The sequence below is a fragment of the Nocardioides imazamoxiresistens genome (assembly GCF_032378595.1).
In the GTDB taxonomy this organism is placed as follows: domain Bacteria; phylum Actinomycetota; class Actinomycetes; order Propionibacteriales; family Nocardioidaceae; genus Nocardioides; species Nocardioides imazamoxiresistens.
In genome coordinates, this window is sequence record NZ_JAVYII010000003.1 from 90782 (window position 1) to 107441 (window position 16660).

Genomic DNA, 16660 nt, shown 5'->3' on the forward strand with positions numbered 1-16660 from the left:
CCCGACGCGGCCCGACACCCGGACGTCACCGACCGGTCACGCCCAGGGGGTTACCCGCGGGTGCCTCCCGGCGGTAACTTGCGCGTACCACGCATCAGCTCCGTCGCGGTCTCGGGCCCCGGTGACGGCGCCCTGCCGGCTGCGGCCGGTGGGGTGCTGACTCCTCGGCGCAGGGCCGTGGCCCTTCTCGGGGAGTCACACCGTGTCCGCGTCCGCACGCCTCCGCCCGGCCGTCCGGGTCGCCGTCGCGCTCCTGCTCGTGCTGCTCACCCTGGCGCTGACCGGCCCTCCCGCGCAGGCCACCACGGGACTCGAGGTGGGCATCCAGGCGACGACGGAGCGCGAGCAGGCGTCGGGCTCCCGCTTCGAGTACGAGCTCAAGGTCGTGTGCACCCGCGCGGAGGGCTGCACGGAGGTCTCCGCGACGGTGCCGCTCGAGGAGACCGCCGGCTGGTCGGTGACCCCCGGCACGGTGCGGACCCCGTCGGCCGAGGTGACCGCCGCGCCCGTCGTCGAGGGACCCGACCTGCAGGTCCCGGTCACCGGGACGCTCGCGACCGGCCACGCCGTGACCGTGCGGTTCTCCCTGACCCCGCCCACCGACGTCCTCGCCGACGGCACCACCTGGGAGCTGCGCCCGACCGCCCGGGCGGGCGACGCCACGACCGGCACGACCGCGCCGACCGGCTACCGCTCCAGCATCGAGGGCTCGGTCGAGGCGGCCGCGCACCTCGACGTCCGCGCCGGCGTGAGCGACGGGACGCTGCGCGAGCCCGGCGACGAGGTCACCTTCCGCCTCGCCGTGTCCTGCCTGCAGCCCGAGACCGGCAACCTGTTCCCCGGCCGGATCGCGTACGAGGCCCAGCTCGGCGAGGGTCTCGATCTCGTCTCCTCCGAGCCGGAGGGCCACGTCGTCGGGTCGCGAGTGCAGTGGCAGGACACCGGCGACGAGCGCCCCGACAGCTGCGTCGAGCGCGGCCGGACCGGCGAGCGCGAGGTCGTGGTGACCGCCGAGATCACCGACGAGGCGGAGGACCGGGCCGAGCTCCCCCTGACGTTCACCGCGGTGCCGACCACCGCGGGCGCGGGCCCCTCCGAGGTCGGCGAGCGGGTCGAGACGACCGCGGTCGTGACCATCCTGACCGACCCGGGCGCCAGCCCGGGCAACCTCCTGGCCGCGCCGTTCGGCCAGCTGCGCACCAGCGACCCGGGCCCGGGCAGCCTCGAGGACGCCTCGCTGGCGACCTACCCCGGCGCCTGGCTCGGCACCGTCGACGAGCTGCCCGCCGACCTGCTCCCCCGCTTCGAGCCCAACGCGGCGACCGGCTTCACCCAGGCCGGCTTCAAGGCCGCCTACACGAACGTCGCGGGCGGCACGGGGTACCAGGTCTCCCTGACCCAGCTGATGCCGTGCCTGTCGAGCGGCACGCGGCACGAGCCCTCCGCCACCCGCTGCGCCCCCGCCTTCCACCCGACCACCGTCGGGTTGTGGGTCGACAACGACGCCGCCGGCGACGCCGGGCCGGCGCTGCCGGACGACTACACGGCGTACGCGCGGCTGGCCGACGGCAGCCGCGTGGCGCTCGAGCGCACCGCCGGCTCGGCCGAGCTCGCCGACGGCGGCCAGTGGCTCTCGCTCGCGGTGCCCTCGGGCGCCGTCGGCCGGGTGCGCGCCGTCGAGATGCCGGCCTCCGAGGGCATCGCCTCGGACCGCGTCTACTGGGCCTTCCTCGGCTACGCCGACGAGGACACCGAGCCCGGCGACGTGCTGGTCAGCCGCGCGGAGGGCACCTCCGCGCGGGGGTCGTGGAGCGGGCCGCTGGGCTCGAGCGACGCCACCCTGACCGTCGCGGGTCGCCCGCAGCTGGGCGTCGGGACGCAGTACGCCCCCGGCCGCGTGGAGGTCGGGGCCGACACCTCCCTCGAGATCTCGGCCCGCGCCGCGTACCCGGCCGCGCCCACGCAGGACACCGTCGTCGCGACCCGGCTGCCCAGCGGCCTGACCTGGTCCGGCGAGGTGCCCGCGACCGTGCCGGCGAGCCTCGACCTCGTCACCTCCGAGGCCGGTGCGCAGACCGTCTCGACCGCGGAGGTCGACCTGCCACTGACCGTGAGCGCCAACGTCGGCGGCAGCGGGGAGACCGTCGTGCGCGCCGTCCTGACCGAGGACGAGCTGGCTGCGCTCGTGCCGGACGGCTCCGGCGTCCAGGTCGACGCGACCCTCGCCCTCCCGCTGCGGCCCACCGCCGCCGGGGTGCACCGCCCGCAGGTGCGCGTCGTGCTGGCGGGCACCGACGTCTCCCGGGTCTGCGCGCAGGACGGCTCCCCGCTCGCCGGCGACGTGCCGCGCTCCGCCACGGGCCTCGACGGGCGCGCGACGGGCTGCAGCACGACCGCCACCCTGCGGGCCGTGGTCGGCGACGGCTCGGCCGGCTTCGCGGTCACCAGCCGCGTGCAGGGCGACCGCGACGGCCAGTCGAAGGTCTCGCCCGCGCTCGGGCTCGTCTCGGCCGCCGAGGGCACCGCGACCTACACGGTGCAGTGGCGCAACACCTCCGAGGTGCCGCTCAAGGACGTCGTGCTCTACGACGTGCTCCCCGCCGAGGGCGACACCTTCGTCGCCGGCAGCGGCGCGCGTCGCAGCGGCTTCGACGTGAGCCTCCTCGACGTCGAGGCGCCCCACGGCGTGCGGGTGCAGACCGCCTCCGGCGCCGAGGTGTGCCGCTCGGAGGTCGGCGTGCCCGACACCGACGGCTGCCTCGGGTGGGACGACGACGTCGACACCGAGGACGCCCGCGCCCTGCGGATCACCTCGGGGCGCACGTACGCCCTCGGCGAGGGGTTCGACGTGCGCGTCACCGTGGCCGTGCCCGACGCCGTGCCCACCGGCGCCGTCGCCTGGCACTCCGCGGCGGCCACGGCCCGCAACGCCTGGTCGGGCAGCCTGCTGCCGGCGCTGGAGAGCCAGAAGCTCGGGATCACCCCGTACGCCGAGCAGCTGCCGCCGGTCGTCACGCTCGACACCGACCGGGCGTACGCGGGCGAGGGCGAGGCCGTCACCTACGACCTCACCATCGCCAACCCCGGCCCCACCCCGATCACCACCCCCGCGCCCGTGGGACGGCTGCCCGTCGGGCTGCAGTTCCTCTCCGCGACCACCGGTGCCGTGGTCGAGCTGCTCTACGACGTCGTGGACTGGCTGACCGGCGGCCTGCTCGGCACGGTCCTGCCGCGCGACGAGGTCGTGCCGCAGGTGCCGGTCGAGCCCGTCGAGCCGGTCGACCCGACGGTCCCGGTCGTCCCGGTGCTCCCCGGTGACCCGGGGGTCCCGACCGAGCCGGACCCGACGACCCCGCCGCTGGGCCTGGGCAGCGAGGTGACGTGGCCCGAGATCGAGCTCGGGGCCTACGAGAGCCGGACCATCACGCTGACGGCCGCGCCCGACGCGTACTCCTCCGGCAGCCTGCTGAGCCGCTTCCTCGTCGAGGGCGCGATCCTCCCGCAGCCCTGCGCCGACGGCTCCGGCGTCTGCGCCGAGGTGAACGTGCCGTCCGGGTCGCTCACCGTGACCCACACCGCGGTCGGCGACGGCGCCGACCTGTTCGCCGGGCAGGAGCCGGCGACGGTGCGCCTCGACTGCGTGCGCGACGGCGTGGCGGTGCACGGGTTCCCGCGCACGGTCGCCCTCGCGGACGGCGCGACGAGCGCCGCGGTGCCGGTGCCCTTCGGGTCGCTGTGCTCCGCCTCCGTCACGCAGGACCGGGGCGGCTCCTGGACGGCGACCGAGCAGTCCAGCGCGCAGGTCGACGCCCCGTCCGACGCCGGGTCGGGCGCCGCGACCGCGCTGGCGGTCGAGACGCGGTTCGACCTGGCCCGCCTCGTGGTGCAGCGCCAGGTCACCGGCGTCGGTTCCGTGCTCGCGCCCGAGCGGGCCTCGGTGTCGGTCGAGTGCACGTGGCGCGACGAGACGCTGCCGGGGTTCCCGGTCGTGCTCGACCTCGGACGGGACGAGGAGACCGAGCTGACCGCGCCGCTGCCGGTGGGCGCGGTGTGCAGCGGCACCGACCCCGACGGGGGCGCCGACGAGGACGAGTCGCCGGAGGTCCAGCTGCAGGTGGCGGCCGCCGAGGGACCCGCGACGCTGCCGGTCTCGGGGGCGTACTCCGCCGGGCGGCTCGTGGTGCGGGGCGCCGAGGAGCTGGGCGCGGCGACCCAGGTGGTCGCGACGTGCGTGCGCGAGGATCGGACGGTGTGGAGCGGCCCGCTCCAGGTCGCGCCCGGCGGGAGCGCGGTGGCGTCCCGGTCCGGCGCGGCGGTGCTGCTGCCGGTCGGCACGGCCTGCACCGCGCAGGCCGGCGACGGGCACCGCGTCGACGCGGACGAGCCCGGCGAGGCGGTCACCGTCGTCGCCGGGGACCCGTCGCGGATCCAGGACCTGGTCATCACCGTCTCGCCGGGCTCGCCCGTGCGGCCCGGGGCGTCCGGGCAGCCGGGGCTCGGGGCGGTGCTCGACGTCGCGCGGGGGGCGACCGGCCGCGGCGGCCCCGTCACCCGCTCGGGCGGGTTCCTCGACGGGCTGCCCCGCGGGCTGGTCGGGGCGCCGGGCGTGCCGGGCGGCGCGACGCCGCTCGAGGACCCGACCTCCCGCGCCACCCCGGGCGCCGACGACCCGGAGGCCGCCAGCGGCCTCGGCGCGGGCCCGGAGGCGGAGGACGAGGCGGCCCCGGAAGGACGCGACGTGCCGGTCCTGCCGATCACCCTCGGCGGCCTGCTCCTGCTCGCCGCCGGCGCCCTCTGGTCCCGGCTGCGCGCCTGACCCCCGTACTCCCGCTGAGTTGGCACGAACGGCACGCGGTACACGTCGAGTTGGCACGAACGCCGTGCGGTAGACGTCGGGGCGCGGGCTCTGCCGCGCGCACGACGGCGTACGCCTGTGCCCGAGCCGTTCGTGCCGACTCGACGCCCGCACCCGTGCCGTTCGTGCCGACTCGGCGCGGGATCGGGAGGGGGTCAGGCGGCGCGGGGGCGGGTGCGCAGCAGCCAGGCGACGCCGAGGAAGGGCAGGACGAGCGGCAGGAAGCCGTAGCCCATGCCGTAGACCGACCACACCGTGTCGTCCGGGAACCAGTCGGCGTGCACCACGCTGACCGTGCCGATCGCGACGACGCCGACCAGCTCGACCAGCACCGCGACCCAGGCGACACGGCGCCAGACGTCGCCGTCGCGGGCGAGGCCGAGCGTCGCGGCGATGTAGACGAGCGCGGCGAGGGCGGACAGGGCGTACGGCACCGGGGCCTCGTCGGCGTGCGTCAGCAGCTGCACCGAGGAGCGGCCCGTGGCGGACAGCGCGAGGACGGCGTACACCGCGACGAGCACGCGCCCGGCGCCCGACGAGGTACGCCGGCCCTGCGTGGGACGGGGACCGGGGGCGGGACGGGACTCAGGCACTCGCGGGGTTCCAGATCTGCTCGAGGCGGACGACGAGGACGGGGATGACGAGCAGCACGACCAGGAGCACCCCCGTGCCGGCGCGCGACGGCTCGCCCGCCGCCCACCAGATCCCGATCGGCACCATCACCACCAGACCGACGAGGTAGCCGACGAACGTCACCAGGCTGACCCCGGCGGGCACGTCGCCGAACGCCTGGACCACGCCGACCACGAGCTGCGCGACCAGCAGCAGCTCGACGATCCACAGCGGCAGGCCGAGCCGGGGGTCGGGGCGCAGGTCGCGCGCCACGTACCACCCGCACCAGGCGGCGACGGCCAGCGAGCTCGCCACGATCGCGATCTGGAGCGGGTCCCACATGTCCGCCATCGTAGGGAGGCGACGGCGCCCCCCTCGCCGCGCCCTAACCTGGGCCGGTGACCACCGGCCCCAGCTCCCCGCCCACCGCGCTGCCCAGCGCAGCCGACGTCGACCGCGCCGCTGCGGTGCTGGCCCCCGTGGTCCCCCCGACGCCCCTGCAGCGCAGCGCCCGGCTCTCCGCGGCGACCGGCCTGGACGTGTGGCTCAAGCGCGAGGACCTGACGCCGGTGCGCTCCTACAAGGTCCGCGGGGCGTTCACCGTCATCGCCGGGCTCGACGCCGAGGCCCGGGAGCGCGGGGTGACCTGCGCGAGCGCGGGCAACCACGCCCAGGGGGTGGCGTACGCCTGCGCCCGCGCCGGGGTGCGCGCCACGATCTTCCTGCCCCGCACGACGCCGCGGCAGAAGCGCGACCGGGTGGCGACGCTGGGCGGCGAGCACGTGGAGGTGGTGATCGCGGGCGAGGCCTACGACGACGCCGCCTCCGCCGCGGCCGACTTCGCCGCCGCCTCCGGCGCCACGGTGGTGCCGGCCTTCGACCACCCGCAGACCGTCGCCGGCCAGGGCACGGTCGCGACCGAGATCCTCGAGCAGTCCGCGGCGGCCGGCATCAACCCCGCCGCGGTCGTCGTGCCGGTCGGCGGCGCCGGGCTCCTCGCCGGCATCGCGACGGTGGCCGCGGAGCGGGCGCCGCACCTGCGGGTGCTCGCGGCCGAACCCGCCGGCGCGGCGTCGCTGGCCGCGGCCCTCGACGCCGACGGCCCGGTCGACCTCGACCGCGTCGACCCCTTCGTCGACGGCGCGGCGGTGCGGCGCATCGGTGCGGTGACGTACGCGGCGGTCGCGGCGGCCCGGCGTACCGTCCCGCTCGCCACCCTCGCGGTGCCCGAGGGCCTGATCTGCGTCGAGATGCTCGACCTCTACCAGGCCGAGGGGATCATCGCGGAGCCCGCGGGGGCGCTGGCCTCGGCCGGGCTGCGCCTCGCGCTCGACCCGCGCTCGGGCGTCGAGCCGCTCGCGCCCGGCAGCACGGTGGTGTGCGTCGTCTCGGGCGGCAACAACGACGTGTCCCGCTACGCCGACGTGGTCGAGCGGGCGCTGGTCTTCGAGGGCCGCAAGCACTACTTCCTCGTCGAGTTCCCCCAGGAGCCCGGCGCCCTGCGCCGCTTCCTCGACGAGGTGCTCGGCCCCGACGACGACATCACGCTGTTCGAGTACACCAAGCGCAACAACCGCGAGACCGGCCCGGCGCTGGTCGGCGTCGAGCTCGGCGACCCCGCGTCGCTGCCCGACCTCGTCGGCCGGATGGGCGCCTCGAACCTGCGGGTGGAGAAGGTCGACCCGGACAGCCCGCTGTTCGGCTTCGCGCTCTGACCCGCGAGCCGCCCGCGGCCGCCTTGTGACGTGCGGCACACTCGAAGGTCCGACGGTCACCGCCGACCGTCGCGACGACGTGGAGGTGGCCCGTGCTGCAGCGCACCGACCTCGGCGGCGGAGGGCTCCGGTCCACGGTGCTCGCCCTCGCGCTGCGCGCCACCGTGCGCCCGGTGATCACCGCCTGGACGCTCGCGCCCAGGCTCCCGTGGCCCTACGGCGTGGTCGACCACGCGGGCCGGTTCCTGCGACCGGTGCGCGACACCGGGTACGCCCGGTACCGCCTCCCGCACTGCTCCGCCACCCGCGTGACCCCGCCCGAGGGCTCGGCCACCGGTCGCACGGTCGTCTACCTGCACGGCGGCGCGTTCCTCGTCGGCGGCCACCACCTGCACCGCCAGCTGCTGGGGCGCGTCGCGGTGCGCACGGGCGCGGAGGTGCTGGCGCCGCAGTACCGCAAGCTGCCCCGCCACACGGTCTCCGACGCGCTCGCCGACGCGCTCGACGCGTACCGCCACGCCCTCGACCACGGCGCCGACCCGACCCGCACCGTCCTGATGGGCGACTCGGCGGGCGGCTTCCTCGCGGTCATGCTGGCGGTCGAGATCCAGCGCGCCGGCCTGCCCGCCCCGGCCGGCGTCGTCGCGATGTCGCCGCTGGTCGACATGGTGGCCGGCGACGTGCCCTACCCCGGCTGCACGCTCTTCCCGCGCTCCGCGATCGGCCGGTTCCAGGCACTGGCCGCCCGCGTCGAGGGCCGCGCCGGCCGCGGCACCGACCCGATCGACTCCCCCACCCACGCCCCGCGACGCGGGCTCCCACCGACGCTGGTGCAGGTCAGCTCCGCCGAGAGCCTGTACGCCGACGGCGTGCGCCTCGCGGAGGCCCTGGCCGACGCGGGGGTCGCGGTGGAGCTGGAGGTGTGGGACCGCCAGGTGCACGTCTTCCAGGCCGCCGCGGGCCTGCTGCCCGAGGCCGCCGCCGCGATCGAGCGGGTGGGCGACTTCGTCGAGCGCGTCGCGACCGGGCGCGCCCGGCTGCGGGCGGTCGGCTGAGCGGACTCAGTCGTCAGCGGGGTCCACGATCCCGTTGACGGCGACGGCGAGCGTGACGCTCCCGTCCGGGTGCAGGGTCTGGCGGTAGGGACCCGTGGCCCGCAGTTCGTTCACCTCCAGCTCGGCGTCCAGCGCGATCCACGCGTCCGCCGTGCTTCCCGGTCGCTCGCCGAGCCGCACGACCGCGGCCCGCTCGGCGGAGGGGAACGAGATGGTCCGGGTGGCTGCGGGCGGCGCGGCACCGACCAGGGCCGCCGCCACGACGATGGTCCTCTCGTGCGTGGTGCCGTCGAAGCCCAGCACGACGTCGCGGTCCGGCGCTGCCGCGTCGGCGCCGAGGACGGCGAGCAGGCGTCCGACCGCGTCGGGGATCTCCGTCTCGTCCTCGACGGTCTCGACGACCCCCTGCAGCTCCACCGCCGCCAGCGACGAGAGCGCGAACGTGCTCGCGATGGTGCTCCGACTCGCCTCCATCGAGCGCAGGCGCTCCCTCACTGTCGCGAGGGCCGCGGTGTCGGCGGCGACCCGGTCCACCAGCTCGGCCTCGCGTCGGCGCAGCAGCTCGACGAGGCGGGACTCGGACAGGCCCTGGTCGAGCAGATCGGCGATCGCGTCGAGCCCGAAACCCAGGGCCCGGAGTCCCGCGATCGCCCGCACCCGACCGGCCTGCGACGCCGCGTAGTGACGTCGACCGGTGCGGGGGTCGACGCCTGCCGGCTCGAGCAGCCCCTCCGCCTCCCAGTGCCGCAGCATCCGTCGTGACGTGCCTGTCCGCCGTGCCAGCTCACCGATGCTCTCCACGGGCTCAGCACACCCCCTGACACCGTGTGAACCGCAAGCGCGCCGAACCGCTCAGTCCCGCAGCGGGCCGGGGTCGACGACGTTGCGCGGGTCGCGCATGGCCCCGAAGAGCGCGCCGTCGCCCGACAGGCGCGTGGTGCCGGGGTCGTCGACGAGGTCGACGACGAGCACGGTGACGTTGTCGCGACCGCCGCCCTCGAGCGCGGCGTCGACGAGGGCGTCGGCGGCCTGCTGCGGGTCGGGGGTGAGCAGCAGCCGGCCGACGGTGTCCTCGTCGGTCATGTCGGTGAGCCCGTCGCTGCAGACGAGGAACCGGTCGCCCGGCAGGGCGTCGACCACGGCGATGTCGGGCTGCACGTCGGCCTCGCCGCCGGACCCGGCGTGCAGCGAGCGCATCACGACGTTGCGCATCGGGTGGCTGCCCGCCGCGTCGGCCGTGATGTCGCCGGAGTCGACGAGGGCCTGCACGAACGTGTGGTCGTGGGAGAGGCGGGCCAGCCGGCCGCCGCGCTGGACGTACGCCCGCGAGTCGCCCACGTGGGCCATCACGACACGGTGGCCGTCGGTGGCCAGCGCCGTCAGCGTCGTCGCCATGCCGGCGCGCTCCGGCACCTCCGCGGCGCCCCGGTGCAGGTCGACCACGACGCGGTGGATCGCCTGGCCGAGCACGACGACGGGGTCGGTGTCGGGCTGCGTGCGCGTCGAGGCGGCGACCACGTAGGCCGCCGTCGCGGAGGCGACCTCGCCCGCCGCGGCGCCACCGACGCCGTCGGCGACGAGCGCGAGGTACGGCGAGCAGTAGGCCGCGTCCTCGTTGTGGTCGCGCACCCGTCCGACGTGCGACGTACCCGACCCCACGAAGCGCAGCATGACCCCATCCTCGCAGAGCCGGCGCAGGGATGTCCGGTGTGAGTCAGGCCACGCGCGCCCCCGCGGAGGTGTCGCTCGCGGCCCGCAGCCCTTACCGTCGTCCGGTGCCTCTCCCGCCCCATGTGACCTGCGTCGGCGGAGCCGTCCTCGCCCGCTCCTACCGGATCGCCGGTCCCGTCGTCCCCGGGGCGTCGCACGCGGCGACCGGGGGGACGTCCTACGGCGGCGTCGCCCGCAACGTGGCCGACAACCTGGTGCGCCTCGGCGTGCGGGCCGCGCTGGTCTCCGTCGTCGGCGACGACGTGCCCGGTCGCGCGCTGCTCGACGACCTGGACCGGCTCGGCATCGACCGGTGGGCGGTACGACCGCTGGCCGGCCGCACCAGCGCCACCCGGACCGTCGTCCTCGGCCCCGACGGCGAGCTCGTGATCGGCGCCTCCGACATGGGCGCCCTCGACGAGATCACCCCCGAGGTCGTCGCCGAGCCGCTGTCGCGGGTCGACCCCGGCTCCTGGGTCTTCGCGGACGCCAGCCTCCCGAGCGCCACGCACACCCGCCTGGCCACGGCCCGGCGTACCCGCGGGTTCCGCCTCGCCGTCGACACCGTGTCCGTCACCGACGCCGCCCGGCTACCCGCCGACCTCGCGGCGATCGACGTCCTGTTCACCAACCTCGTCGAGGCGCGGGCGCTGCTCGCGGACCGCGGGCGACCCGCCGACGGCACGCCGGCGGAGGTGGCCACCCAGCTGCGCACCGCGGGGGTGCGCTCGGTCGTGATCACCCTCGGCGCCCAGGGCCAGCTCGTCGCCGACGCCGCCGACGCCCCGGACGTGACGATCCTGCTGCCGGCCGCGCAGGCCGCCGTGGTCGACGTCGCCGGCGCGGGCGACGCGATGGTGGGAGGCACGCTCGCCGACCTGGTGCGGGGCGTGCCGCTGACCGACGCCGTGCGCTCCGGCGCGGCCGCCGCGGCCCTGTCGACGGAGTCGCCGCTGAGCGTCCACCCGGGCCTGTCCCGCGAGCTGGTCGCCGCCCGCCGACCGCCCGTGCCGCAGGCCGTCGGGTGAGCGGCCCGGCCGATCTGCCGGGCCTGACGGGCCTGCCGGGCCTGCCGGTGCCGCTGGCGCAGCGCGTACGCGAGCGGCAGGGCGACTTCCTGCTCTTCGCGCTCACGCCGCCACGTCGCACCACCGCACCCGAGAAGGTCGCCGAGATCGCGGGCCGCACGCTGGCGCGGCTCGCCCCGCTGGACCTCGACGGCGTCCTGCTCTACGACATCGACGACGAGAGCGACCGCACCGACCAGGAGCGACCGTTCCCGTTCCTGCCCACGCTCGACCCGGCCGACTACCTGCGCGACCACCTCGGCGCGGCCGGGCTGCCGGCGGTCGTCTACCGCGCCGTCGGCAAGTACGCCCCCGACGAGCTGGGCGCCTGGGCGGCCGCGCAGGACCCGACCGACGTGCTGAGCGTCTTCGTCGGCAGCGCGAGCCGCGACACCCCGGTGCGCACGACCCTGCCCGCGGCCCACGCCCTGCGCACCGAGGCCGCCCCCGACCTGCTCGTCGGCGGCGTCGCCATCCCCGAGCGCCACACCCGCCGCGGCGACGAGCACCTGCGGATGCTCGCCAAGCAGGCGTCGGGCTGCGGCTTCTTCGTCACCCAGGTCGTCTACGACGTCAACGCGGCGAAGAACCTGGTCTCCGACTACCGCTACGCCTGCCTCGAGCAGGGCGTGGAGCCCGTGCCCGTCGTGTTCACCTTCTCCGTGGTCGGCGGGGTGCGGACGCTCGAGTTCCTGCGCTGGCTGGGCGTCGACGTGCCCCGCTGGATCGCCAACGACCTGACCCACGCGCACGACCCGCTGCAGGCCTCGCACGAGCACTCGGCCGCCGCGGCGCGCGAGCTGCTGGCGTACGCCCACGCCTCCGGCGTGCCGGTCGGGCTCAGCGTCGAGAGCGTCTCGGCCCGCCGCGTCGAGATCGAGCAGTCCGTCGCGCTGGCCCACGAGCTGCGGAGCCTGCTGGGCTGAGCCCGGCGGCGCCGCTACCGGTAGCGTGCGGCGCCATGCGGGTGCTGGTGGTCGAGGACGACGACCGGGTGGCGCGCGGGCTGTGCCGGGCGCTGCTGCGGGAGGGCTACCGCGTCGTGCGCGCGGCCGACCTCGCCGAGGCGGCCGCCCTGGTCGCCGAGCAGCTGCCCGACCTGGCCCTCGTCGACATGGGCCTGCCCGACGGGCACGGCAGCGAGCTGGTGCGCCGGCTGCGGGTGCACCCCGCGATCGGGATCCTCGTGGTCACCGCGCAGGGCGAGGAGTCCGACCGCGTGGTCGGGCTGCGCGCGGGCGCCGACGACTACGTCGTGAAGCCGTTCAGCCTGGCCGAGCTGATGGCCCGCATCGAGGCGGTCAGCCGCCGCACGCGTCCGCTGCGCCAGCAGGTGGACCCGACCCCGACCGTGCTGGCGTGCCCCGGCCTCGAGGTCGACACCGCCGCCCGGGTGGTGCGCGGCACCGGCGAGGACCCGTGGCAGGTCGCGCTCACCCAGACCCAGTGCGCGATCCTCGGCCACCTCGTCGCGCGGGCCGGTCAGGCCGTGGAGCGGGCGTACCTCCTCGACCAGGTCTGGGAGGCCCCCTCCGAGTCGTCGTCGCGCAGCCTCGACACCCACGTCGCGGCGCTGCGGGCCCGGCTCGGCGAGCGGGTCAGCATCCGCACGGTGCGCGGCGTCGGCTACGTGCTCCAGCCGGAGGACTGAGCGGTGCGCCGTCGGCTCCTGCAGGTGCTGCTGCCGCTGCTGGCGCTGCTCGTGGTCGGGATCAGCGTGCCCGCGGCGACCGCGATCGCCGAGCGCCACACCGGCGAGCTGGTCGCGGACCGCATCAACGACGCCAGCCGCCTGTCAGTCGCCGCGTTCGCCGCGCTCTCCGGCGGCGCCGGCATCGAGGGCGGCATCGAGCGGCTGGCCGCCGAGCTCGACGACTACGCCGAGCTCTACGACACCGGCGTCTGGCTGGTCGACCGCGACCGCGAGCTGCTGCACGCCGCCGGCGCCGGTACGCCTCCGCTGCCCGCCGGCGCCGACGGCGCGCTCGACCAGGTCCTCGCCGGGCAGTCGCCGGAGGTCGCGCGCACCGTGTGGCCCTGGCAGACCGCGGGCGAGCTGATCGTCGCCCCGGTAGGCCGCGACTCCCAGGTCGTGGCGGCCCTCGTGCTCGACGTGCCGGTCACCGCCGTGCGGCACGCGACCCTGCTCGACTGGGGCGTGCTCGCGCTCGCCCTGCTCGTGCCGCTCGGCGCCGCGGTCGCGCTCGTCGGCCCGACCACCCGGTGGCTGCTGCGGCCGGTGCACGCCCTCGAGAGCACGGCCGCGGAGGTCGCCTCGGGCGACCTGGAGGCGCGCGCGGCCGCCGACACCGGGCCGCCCGAGCTGCGCACCCTGGGCCGCAGCTTCAACACGATGGTCGACGCCGTGCGCACGACGGTCGAGCGGCAGCAGGCGTTCCTCGGCGACGCTGCCCACCAGCTGCGCAACCCGGTCGCCTCGCTGCGCCTGTCGGTGGAGAACCTGGAGGCGCACGTCGACCGCCGCGACCCCGAGGCCCGGGCGACCTACGCCGACGCCATCGACGACCTCGACCGGATGTCGGGCGTCATCGACGGCATGCTCGCCGCCACCCGCTTCCAGAACCGACCGAGCCGCGAGACGCCCGCGGGCGAGGCCCTCGAGCCGGGCCGTGCGGGCTGGCTGGCGCGCTGCGCCGAGGCGGGCCTCGAGGCCGAGGTGGTCGTCGCGGACCCGGGCACGCGCATCGTGGAGCCCACCGGCGGCCTCGTCGCCTGCGTGGACGAGCTGGTCGCCAACGCGGTGCGCCTCTCGGGCGGGACGCGCGTGCTGGTGCGCGCCGGGCGCGGCGGGGCGGGCGCGTACCGCGTGGAGGTCGTCGACGACGGCCGCGGCCTCGACGCGCAGGAGCGGGAGGCGGCCACGCGGCGGTTCTGGCGCTCGCCGCGGGTGCAGAACGTCGCCGGCACGGGACTCGGCCTCACCATCCTGGGCCAGGTCAGCGCCGACGCGGGCGGTCGCCTCGAGCTCGCGGAGACGCCCGGCGGGGGGCTCACCGCGACGCTGGTGCTGCGGGTGGTCTGAGCCCACCGGGGCCGTCGGGGTCCACCGTCCCCTCAGGGCTTGTGGTCGCGGAACCAGTCCCGCGCCGCCGGGTGCAGCGCGATCGGCGTGGTCGCGGCGCCGGTGCGCGGGTTGATCTGACTGGCCTCGGGCCGCACGGCCGACAGGTCCGCCGCGCGGTCGAAGAGCACCTCGACGCAGAAGCGCACCACGTCGTCGGAGGTCGAGGTGGGCGCCACCAGCAGCGTCGGCACCGCCACCGCGGCGGCCGACGGCATCGGGGGGTACATCGTCGTGGGGATGACGACGCTGAGGTAGGACAGCGGGTACGCCGCCACGAAGCCCGGCAGGTCGGCCGTCAGGTCCGCCAGCCGGGTCGGCAGCGCGGCGTCGGCGAGGTCGGTGACCGCGGGGGTCGGCATGCCGGTCAGCGACGCGACGACCTCGACCTCGCCGTCCAGCAGGGCGGCCACCGAGTCGGCCTGCGACATGGTGCGGATCTCGGCCCGCACACCGGCGTGGGCGAGCATCCGCTCGAGCACGAACCGGGTGCCCGACTCCTCCAGGCCCGCCGCCACCACCCGACCCTCGAGGTCGGCCAAGGAGCGCACGTCGGAGTCGACGGTGACCACGAGGTGCAGCACCGAGTCGAAGACCCGGGCCAGGGCCCGCAGCTCGTCGGGGTGCTCGGCCGCGACGTCGACGTTGACCAGGCCGATCTCCGCCTCGCCCGCCACGAGCATCCGCGCGTTCTCGACCGCGGCGTCGGTGTGCAGCACGTCCACCACCCGGGCGCCCCAGGCCTCGTCGAGCACCCCCGCGTACGCCGTGCCGATCTCGCGGTAGACCGCGCCCGCGGGCCCCGTCGCCAGCCGGAACCGCTCGGGCACCGGCGGCGGGCCGGCGCTGCAGCCGGACAGGCCGACGAGGCCGGCGGCCCCGGCGAGGCCGCCGAGGGCGACCGGCAGGGTCGCCGCGCCGCGCAGCAGCGCCCGTCGTCCCACCCGCTCCATGGCGCCCGACCCTACGGCGCCGGCCGCGCACCGGGCGACGTCCGCCTCGAGGTCCACGTCAACGTCAAGGCAATCTGAAGAATCGGCCTCCGTCGTGGCCCAGGTCACACGCTGCGGTGAGGGTGGCGTGAACAGCGTCACGAAGGAGACCCATGAGCATCACCGAGCAGAAGCCGGCGAAGACGCCGCGCAAGAAGACCCCGCTGTGGAAGCACCTGTACTTCTGGGTGCTCCTCGGCATCGCGGCCGGCATCTTCGTCGGCATCGTGTTCCCCGAGCAGGGCGCCAAGATGCAGTGGCTGGCGCAGCTGTTCATCAACCTCGTCAAGGTCGTGATCGCGCCGACCATCTTCGCGACCGTGGTCGTCGGCATCGCCGGCCTCGGCAACCTGGCGAAGGTGGGCGGGCTCGCGCTGCGCACCGTCGTCTACTTCAACGTCACGACCGTGGTCGCCCTCGGCCTCGGCCTGCTGACGATCAACGTGTTCCGCCCCGGTGACGGCCTGGGCTACGACGCCGACACGTTCGACGGCTCCGCCGCGGAGGGCACGATCGAGTCGGCCGACGCGGCCACCGGCGGCCTCAGCGGCTTCATCCTGCAGCTCGTGCCGACGTCCTTCGCCTCGGCCTTCGTCGACGGCCAGCTGCTGCAGGTGCTCCTGCTGGCGATCCTGTCGGGCGTCGCGATCACGATGCTCGGCGAGCGCGGCCACGGCGCCGTGCGGGCCCTCGACGTCTTCGCCAAGGTCATGTTCGGCGTCATCAAGCTGGTCATGTGGGTCGCCCCGATCGGCGCCTTCGGCGGCATGGCGTTCACCATCGGCGAGCACGGCAGCTCGATCCTCGGCAACCTGGCGATGTTCATGGGCACCTTCTGGTTGACGTGCCTGCTCTTCATCTTCCTGGTGCTGGGCCCGATCTGCTGGTGGGCGGGTTTCTCGATCTTCAAGTACCTGCGCTACATCAAGGACGAGCTCCTCATCGTGCTCGGCACCTCGTCGTCCGAGACCGTGCTGCCGCGGATGATGACCAAGCTCGAGGCGGCCGGCACGCCCAAGCACGTCGTCGGCCTGACCATCCCGACCGGCTACTCGTTCAACCTCGACGGCACGGCGATCTACATGACCATGGGCGCGCTGTTCATCGCCCAGGCCTTCGGGGTGGACGTGCCGATCGGCACCCAGATCGGGCTGCTGCTCTTCATGCTGGTCTCGTCGAACGGCGCCGCGGGCGTCTCCGGCGCCGGCCTCGTGACCCTGGCGGCCTCGATCGCGGCCTTCGACCACATCATCCCGCTGGTCGGCCTCGCGCTCATCGTCGGCATCGACCGCTTCATGTCGGAGGGCCGCGCCCTGACGAACCTCACCGGCAACGGCATCGGCACCCTCGTCATCGCCCGCTGGACCGGCGACCTGGACCGCGAGCGGCTGCGCGAGGTGCTCGACGACCCGCACCAGGTGGACGTCGACGAGCTGATGAAGCAGGACGCCGGCATCGGCCTGGGCCTGGAGAGCTCGTCGGACGCGATGGACCGCAAGGCCTCCATCGCCACCGCCGGCGCGGGCCCCGCGTCGAAGGAGTAACCGAGCACGACGGGGTACGCGCGGAGCG

The 16660-nt window shown here is 75.9% G+C and carries 13 protein-coding genes; 8 read left to right on the top strand and 5 right to left on the bottom strand.

From position 1 onward, the window contains the following. The first annotated feature begins 202 nt into the window (after nucleotides 1-202). Entirely contained in the window at nucleotides 203-4816 is a 4614-nt protein-coding gene (locus RDV89_RS07340) for a DUF5979 domain-containing protein (protein WP_315732309.1), read from the top strand. Between the two features lie 194 nt (nucleotides 4817-5010). Here the strand turns inward: RDV89_RS07340 and RDV89_RS07345 are convergent, their stop codons facing one another. Continuing rightward, nucleotides 5011-5448, bottom strand: a complete 438-nt coding sequence (locus RDV89_RS07345) for a hypothetical protein (RefSeq protein ID WP_315732310.1) — start codon at nucleotides 5446-5448, stop codon at nucleotides 5011-5013. After that, entirely contained in the window at nucleotides 5441-5809 is a 369-nt protein-coding gene (locus RDV89_RS07350) for a hypothetical protein (protein ID WP_315732311.1), read from the bottom strand. The genes RDV89_RS07345 and RDV89_RS07350 overlap by 8 nt, the downstream gene beginning before the upstream one ends. 56 nt (nucleotides 5810-5865) lie before the next feature. Here RDV89_RS07350 and ilvA point away from each other — a divergent pair, with 56 nt between their 5' ends. Both ilvA and RDV89_RS07360 read left to right on the top strand, forming a co-directional pair. Beyond that, a complete protein-coding gene (gene ilvA / locus RDV89_RS07355) occupies nucleotides 5866-7182 on the top strand; it encodes a threonine ammonia-lyase IlvA (RefSeq protein WP_315732312.1) in 1317 nt (438 codons plus the stop codon). 92 nt (nucleotides 7183-7274) lie between these two features. Then, nucleotides 7275-8237, top strand: a complete 963-nt coding sequence (locus RDV89_RS07360; protein ID WP_315732313.1) for an alpha/beta hydrolase — start codon at nucleotides 7275-7277, stop codon at nucleotides 8235-8237. Nucleotides 8238-8243: 6 nt separating this feature from the next. Here the strand turns inward: RDV89_RS07360 and RDV89_RS07365 are convergent, their stop codons facing one another. Beyond that, entirely contained in the window at nucleotides 8244-9038 is a 795-nt protein-coding gene (locus RDV89_RS07365) for a MerR family transcriptional regulator (RefSeq protein WP_315732314.1), read from the bottom strand. A gap of 51 nt (nucleotides 9039-9089) precedes the next feature. Further along, the gene (locus RDV89_RS07370) at nucleotides 9090-9908 is read right to left on the bottom strand and encodes a PP2C family protein-serine/threonine phosphatase (protein ID WP_315732315.1); all 819 of its coding nucleotides are present in this window, start codon (nucleotides 9906-9908) and stop codon (nucleotides 9090-9092) included. Between the two features lie 104 nt (nucleotides 9909-10012). On the opposite strand from RDV89_RS07370, the gene RDV89_RS07375 reads away from it, so the two are divergent. The 4 genes from RDV89_RS07375 to RDV89_RS07390 are packed head-to-tail and all read left to right on the top strand — an operon-like array spanning nucleotide 10013 to nucleotide 14057. Next, the gene (locus RDV89_RS07375; protein ID WP_315732316.1) at nucleotides 10013-10975 is read left to right on the top strand and encodes a PfkB family carbohydrate kinase; all 963 of its coding nucleotides are present in this window, start codon (nucleotides 10013-10015) and stop codon (nucleotides 10973-10975) included. After that, nucleotides 10972-11940: a methylenetetrahydrofolate reductase gene (locus RDV89_RS07380; protein WP_315732317.1), complete on the top strand. Its 969-nt coding sequence runs from the start codon at nucleotides 10972-10974 to the stop codon at nucleotides 11938-11940. The genes RDV89_RS07375 and RDV89_RS07380 overlap by 4 nt, the downstream gene beginning before the upstream one ends. Before the next feature lie 35 nt (nucleotides 11941-11975). Further along, nucleotides 11976-12665 carry a response regulator transcription factor gene (locus RDV89_RS07385; RefSeq protein WP_315732318.1) on the top strand — a complete coding sequence of 230 codons (690 nt, stop codon included), beginning with the start codon at nucleotides 11976-11978 and terminating at the stop codon, nucleotides 12663-12665. A gap of 3 nt (nucleotides 12666-12668) precedes the next feature. Beyond that, on the top strand, nucleotides 12669-14057 hold the full coding sequence (locus RDV89_RS07390; RefSeq protein ID WP_315732319.1) for a HAMP domain-containing sensor histidine kinase: 1389 nt from the start codon (nucleotides 12669-12671) through the stop codon (nucleotides 14055-14057). 32 nt (nucleotides 14058-14089) lie between these two features. Here the strand turns inward: RDV89_RS07390 and RDV89_RS07395 are convergent, their stop codons facing one another. Beyond that, nucleotides 14090-15049, bottom strand: a complete 960-nt coding sequence (locus RDV89_RS07395) for a TAXI family TRAP transporter solute-binding subunit (protein ID WP_315732320.1) — start codon at nucleotides 15047-15049, stop codon at nucleotides 14090-14092. A gap of 152 nt (nucleotides 15050-15201) precedes the next feature. On the opposite strand from RDV89_RS07395, the gene dctA reads away from it, so the two are divergent. After that, nucleotides 15202-16632, top strand: a complete 1431-nt coding sequence (gene dctA, locus RDV89_RS07400) for a C4-dicarboxylate transporter DctA (RefSeq protein ID WP_315732321.1) — start codon at nucleotides 15202-15204, stop codon at nucleotides 16630-16632. Nucleotides 16633-16660: the final 28 nt, after the last annotated feature.

Bases quoted from the DNA above. Each gene is read 5' to 3' on its own strand.
- RDV89_RS07395 (WP_315732320.1), bottom strand. From the start codon at position 15,049: ATGGAGCGGGTGGGACGACGGGCGCTGCTGCGCGGCGCGGCGACCCTG.
- RDV89_RS07370 (WP_315732315.1), bottom strand. From the start codon at position 9,908: ATGCTGCGCTTCGTGGGGTCGGGTACGTCGCACGTCGGACGGGTGCGC.
- dctA (WP_315732321.1), top strand. From the start codon at position 15,202: ATGAGCATCACCGAGCAGAAGCCGGCGAAGACGCCGCGCAAGAAGACC.
- RDV89_RS07385 (WP_315732318.1), top strand. From the start codon at position 11,976: ATGCGGGTGCTGGTGGTCGAGGACGACGACCGGGTGGCGCGCGGGCTG.
- RDV89_RS07350 (WP_315732311.1), bottom strand. From the start codon at position 5,809: ATGTGGGACCCGCTCCAGATCGCGATCGTGGCGAGCTCGCTGGCCGTC.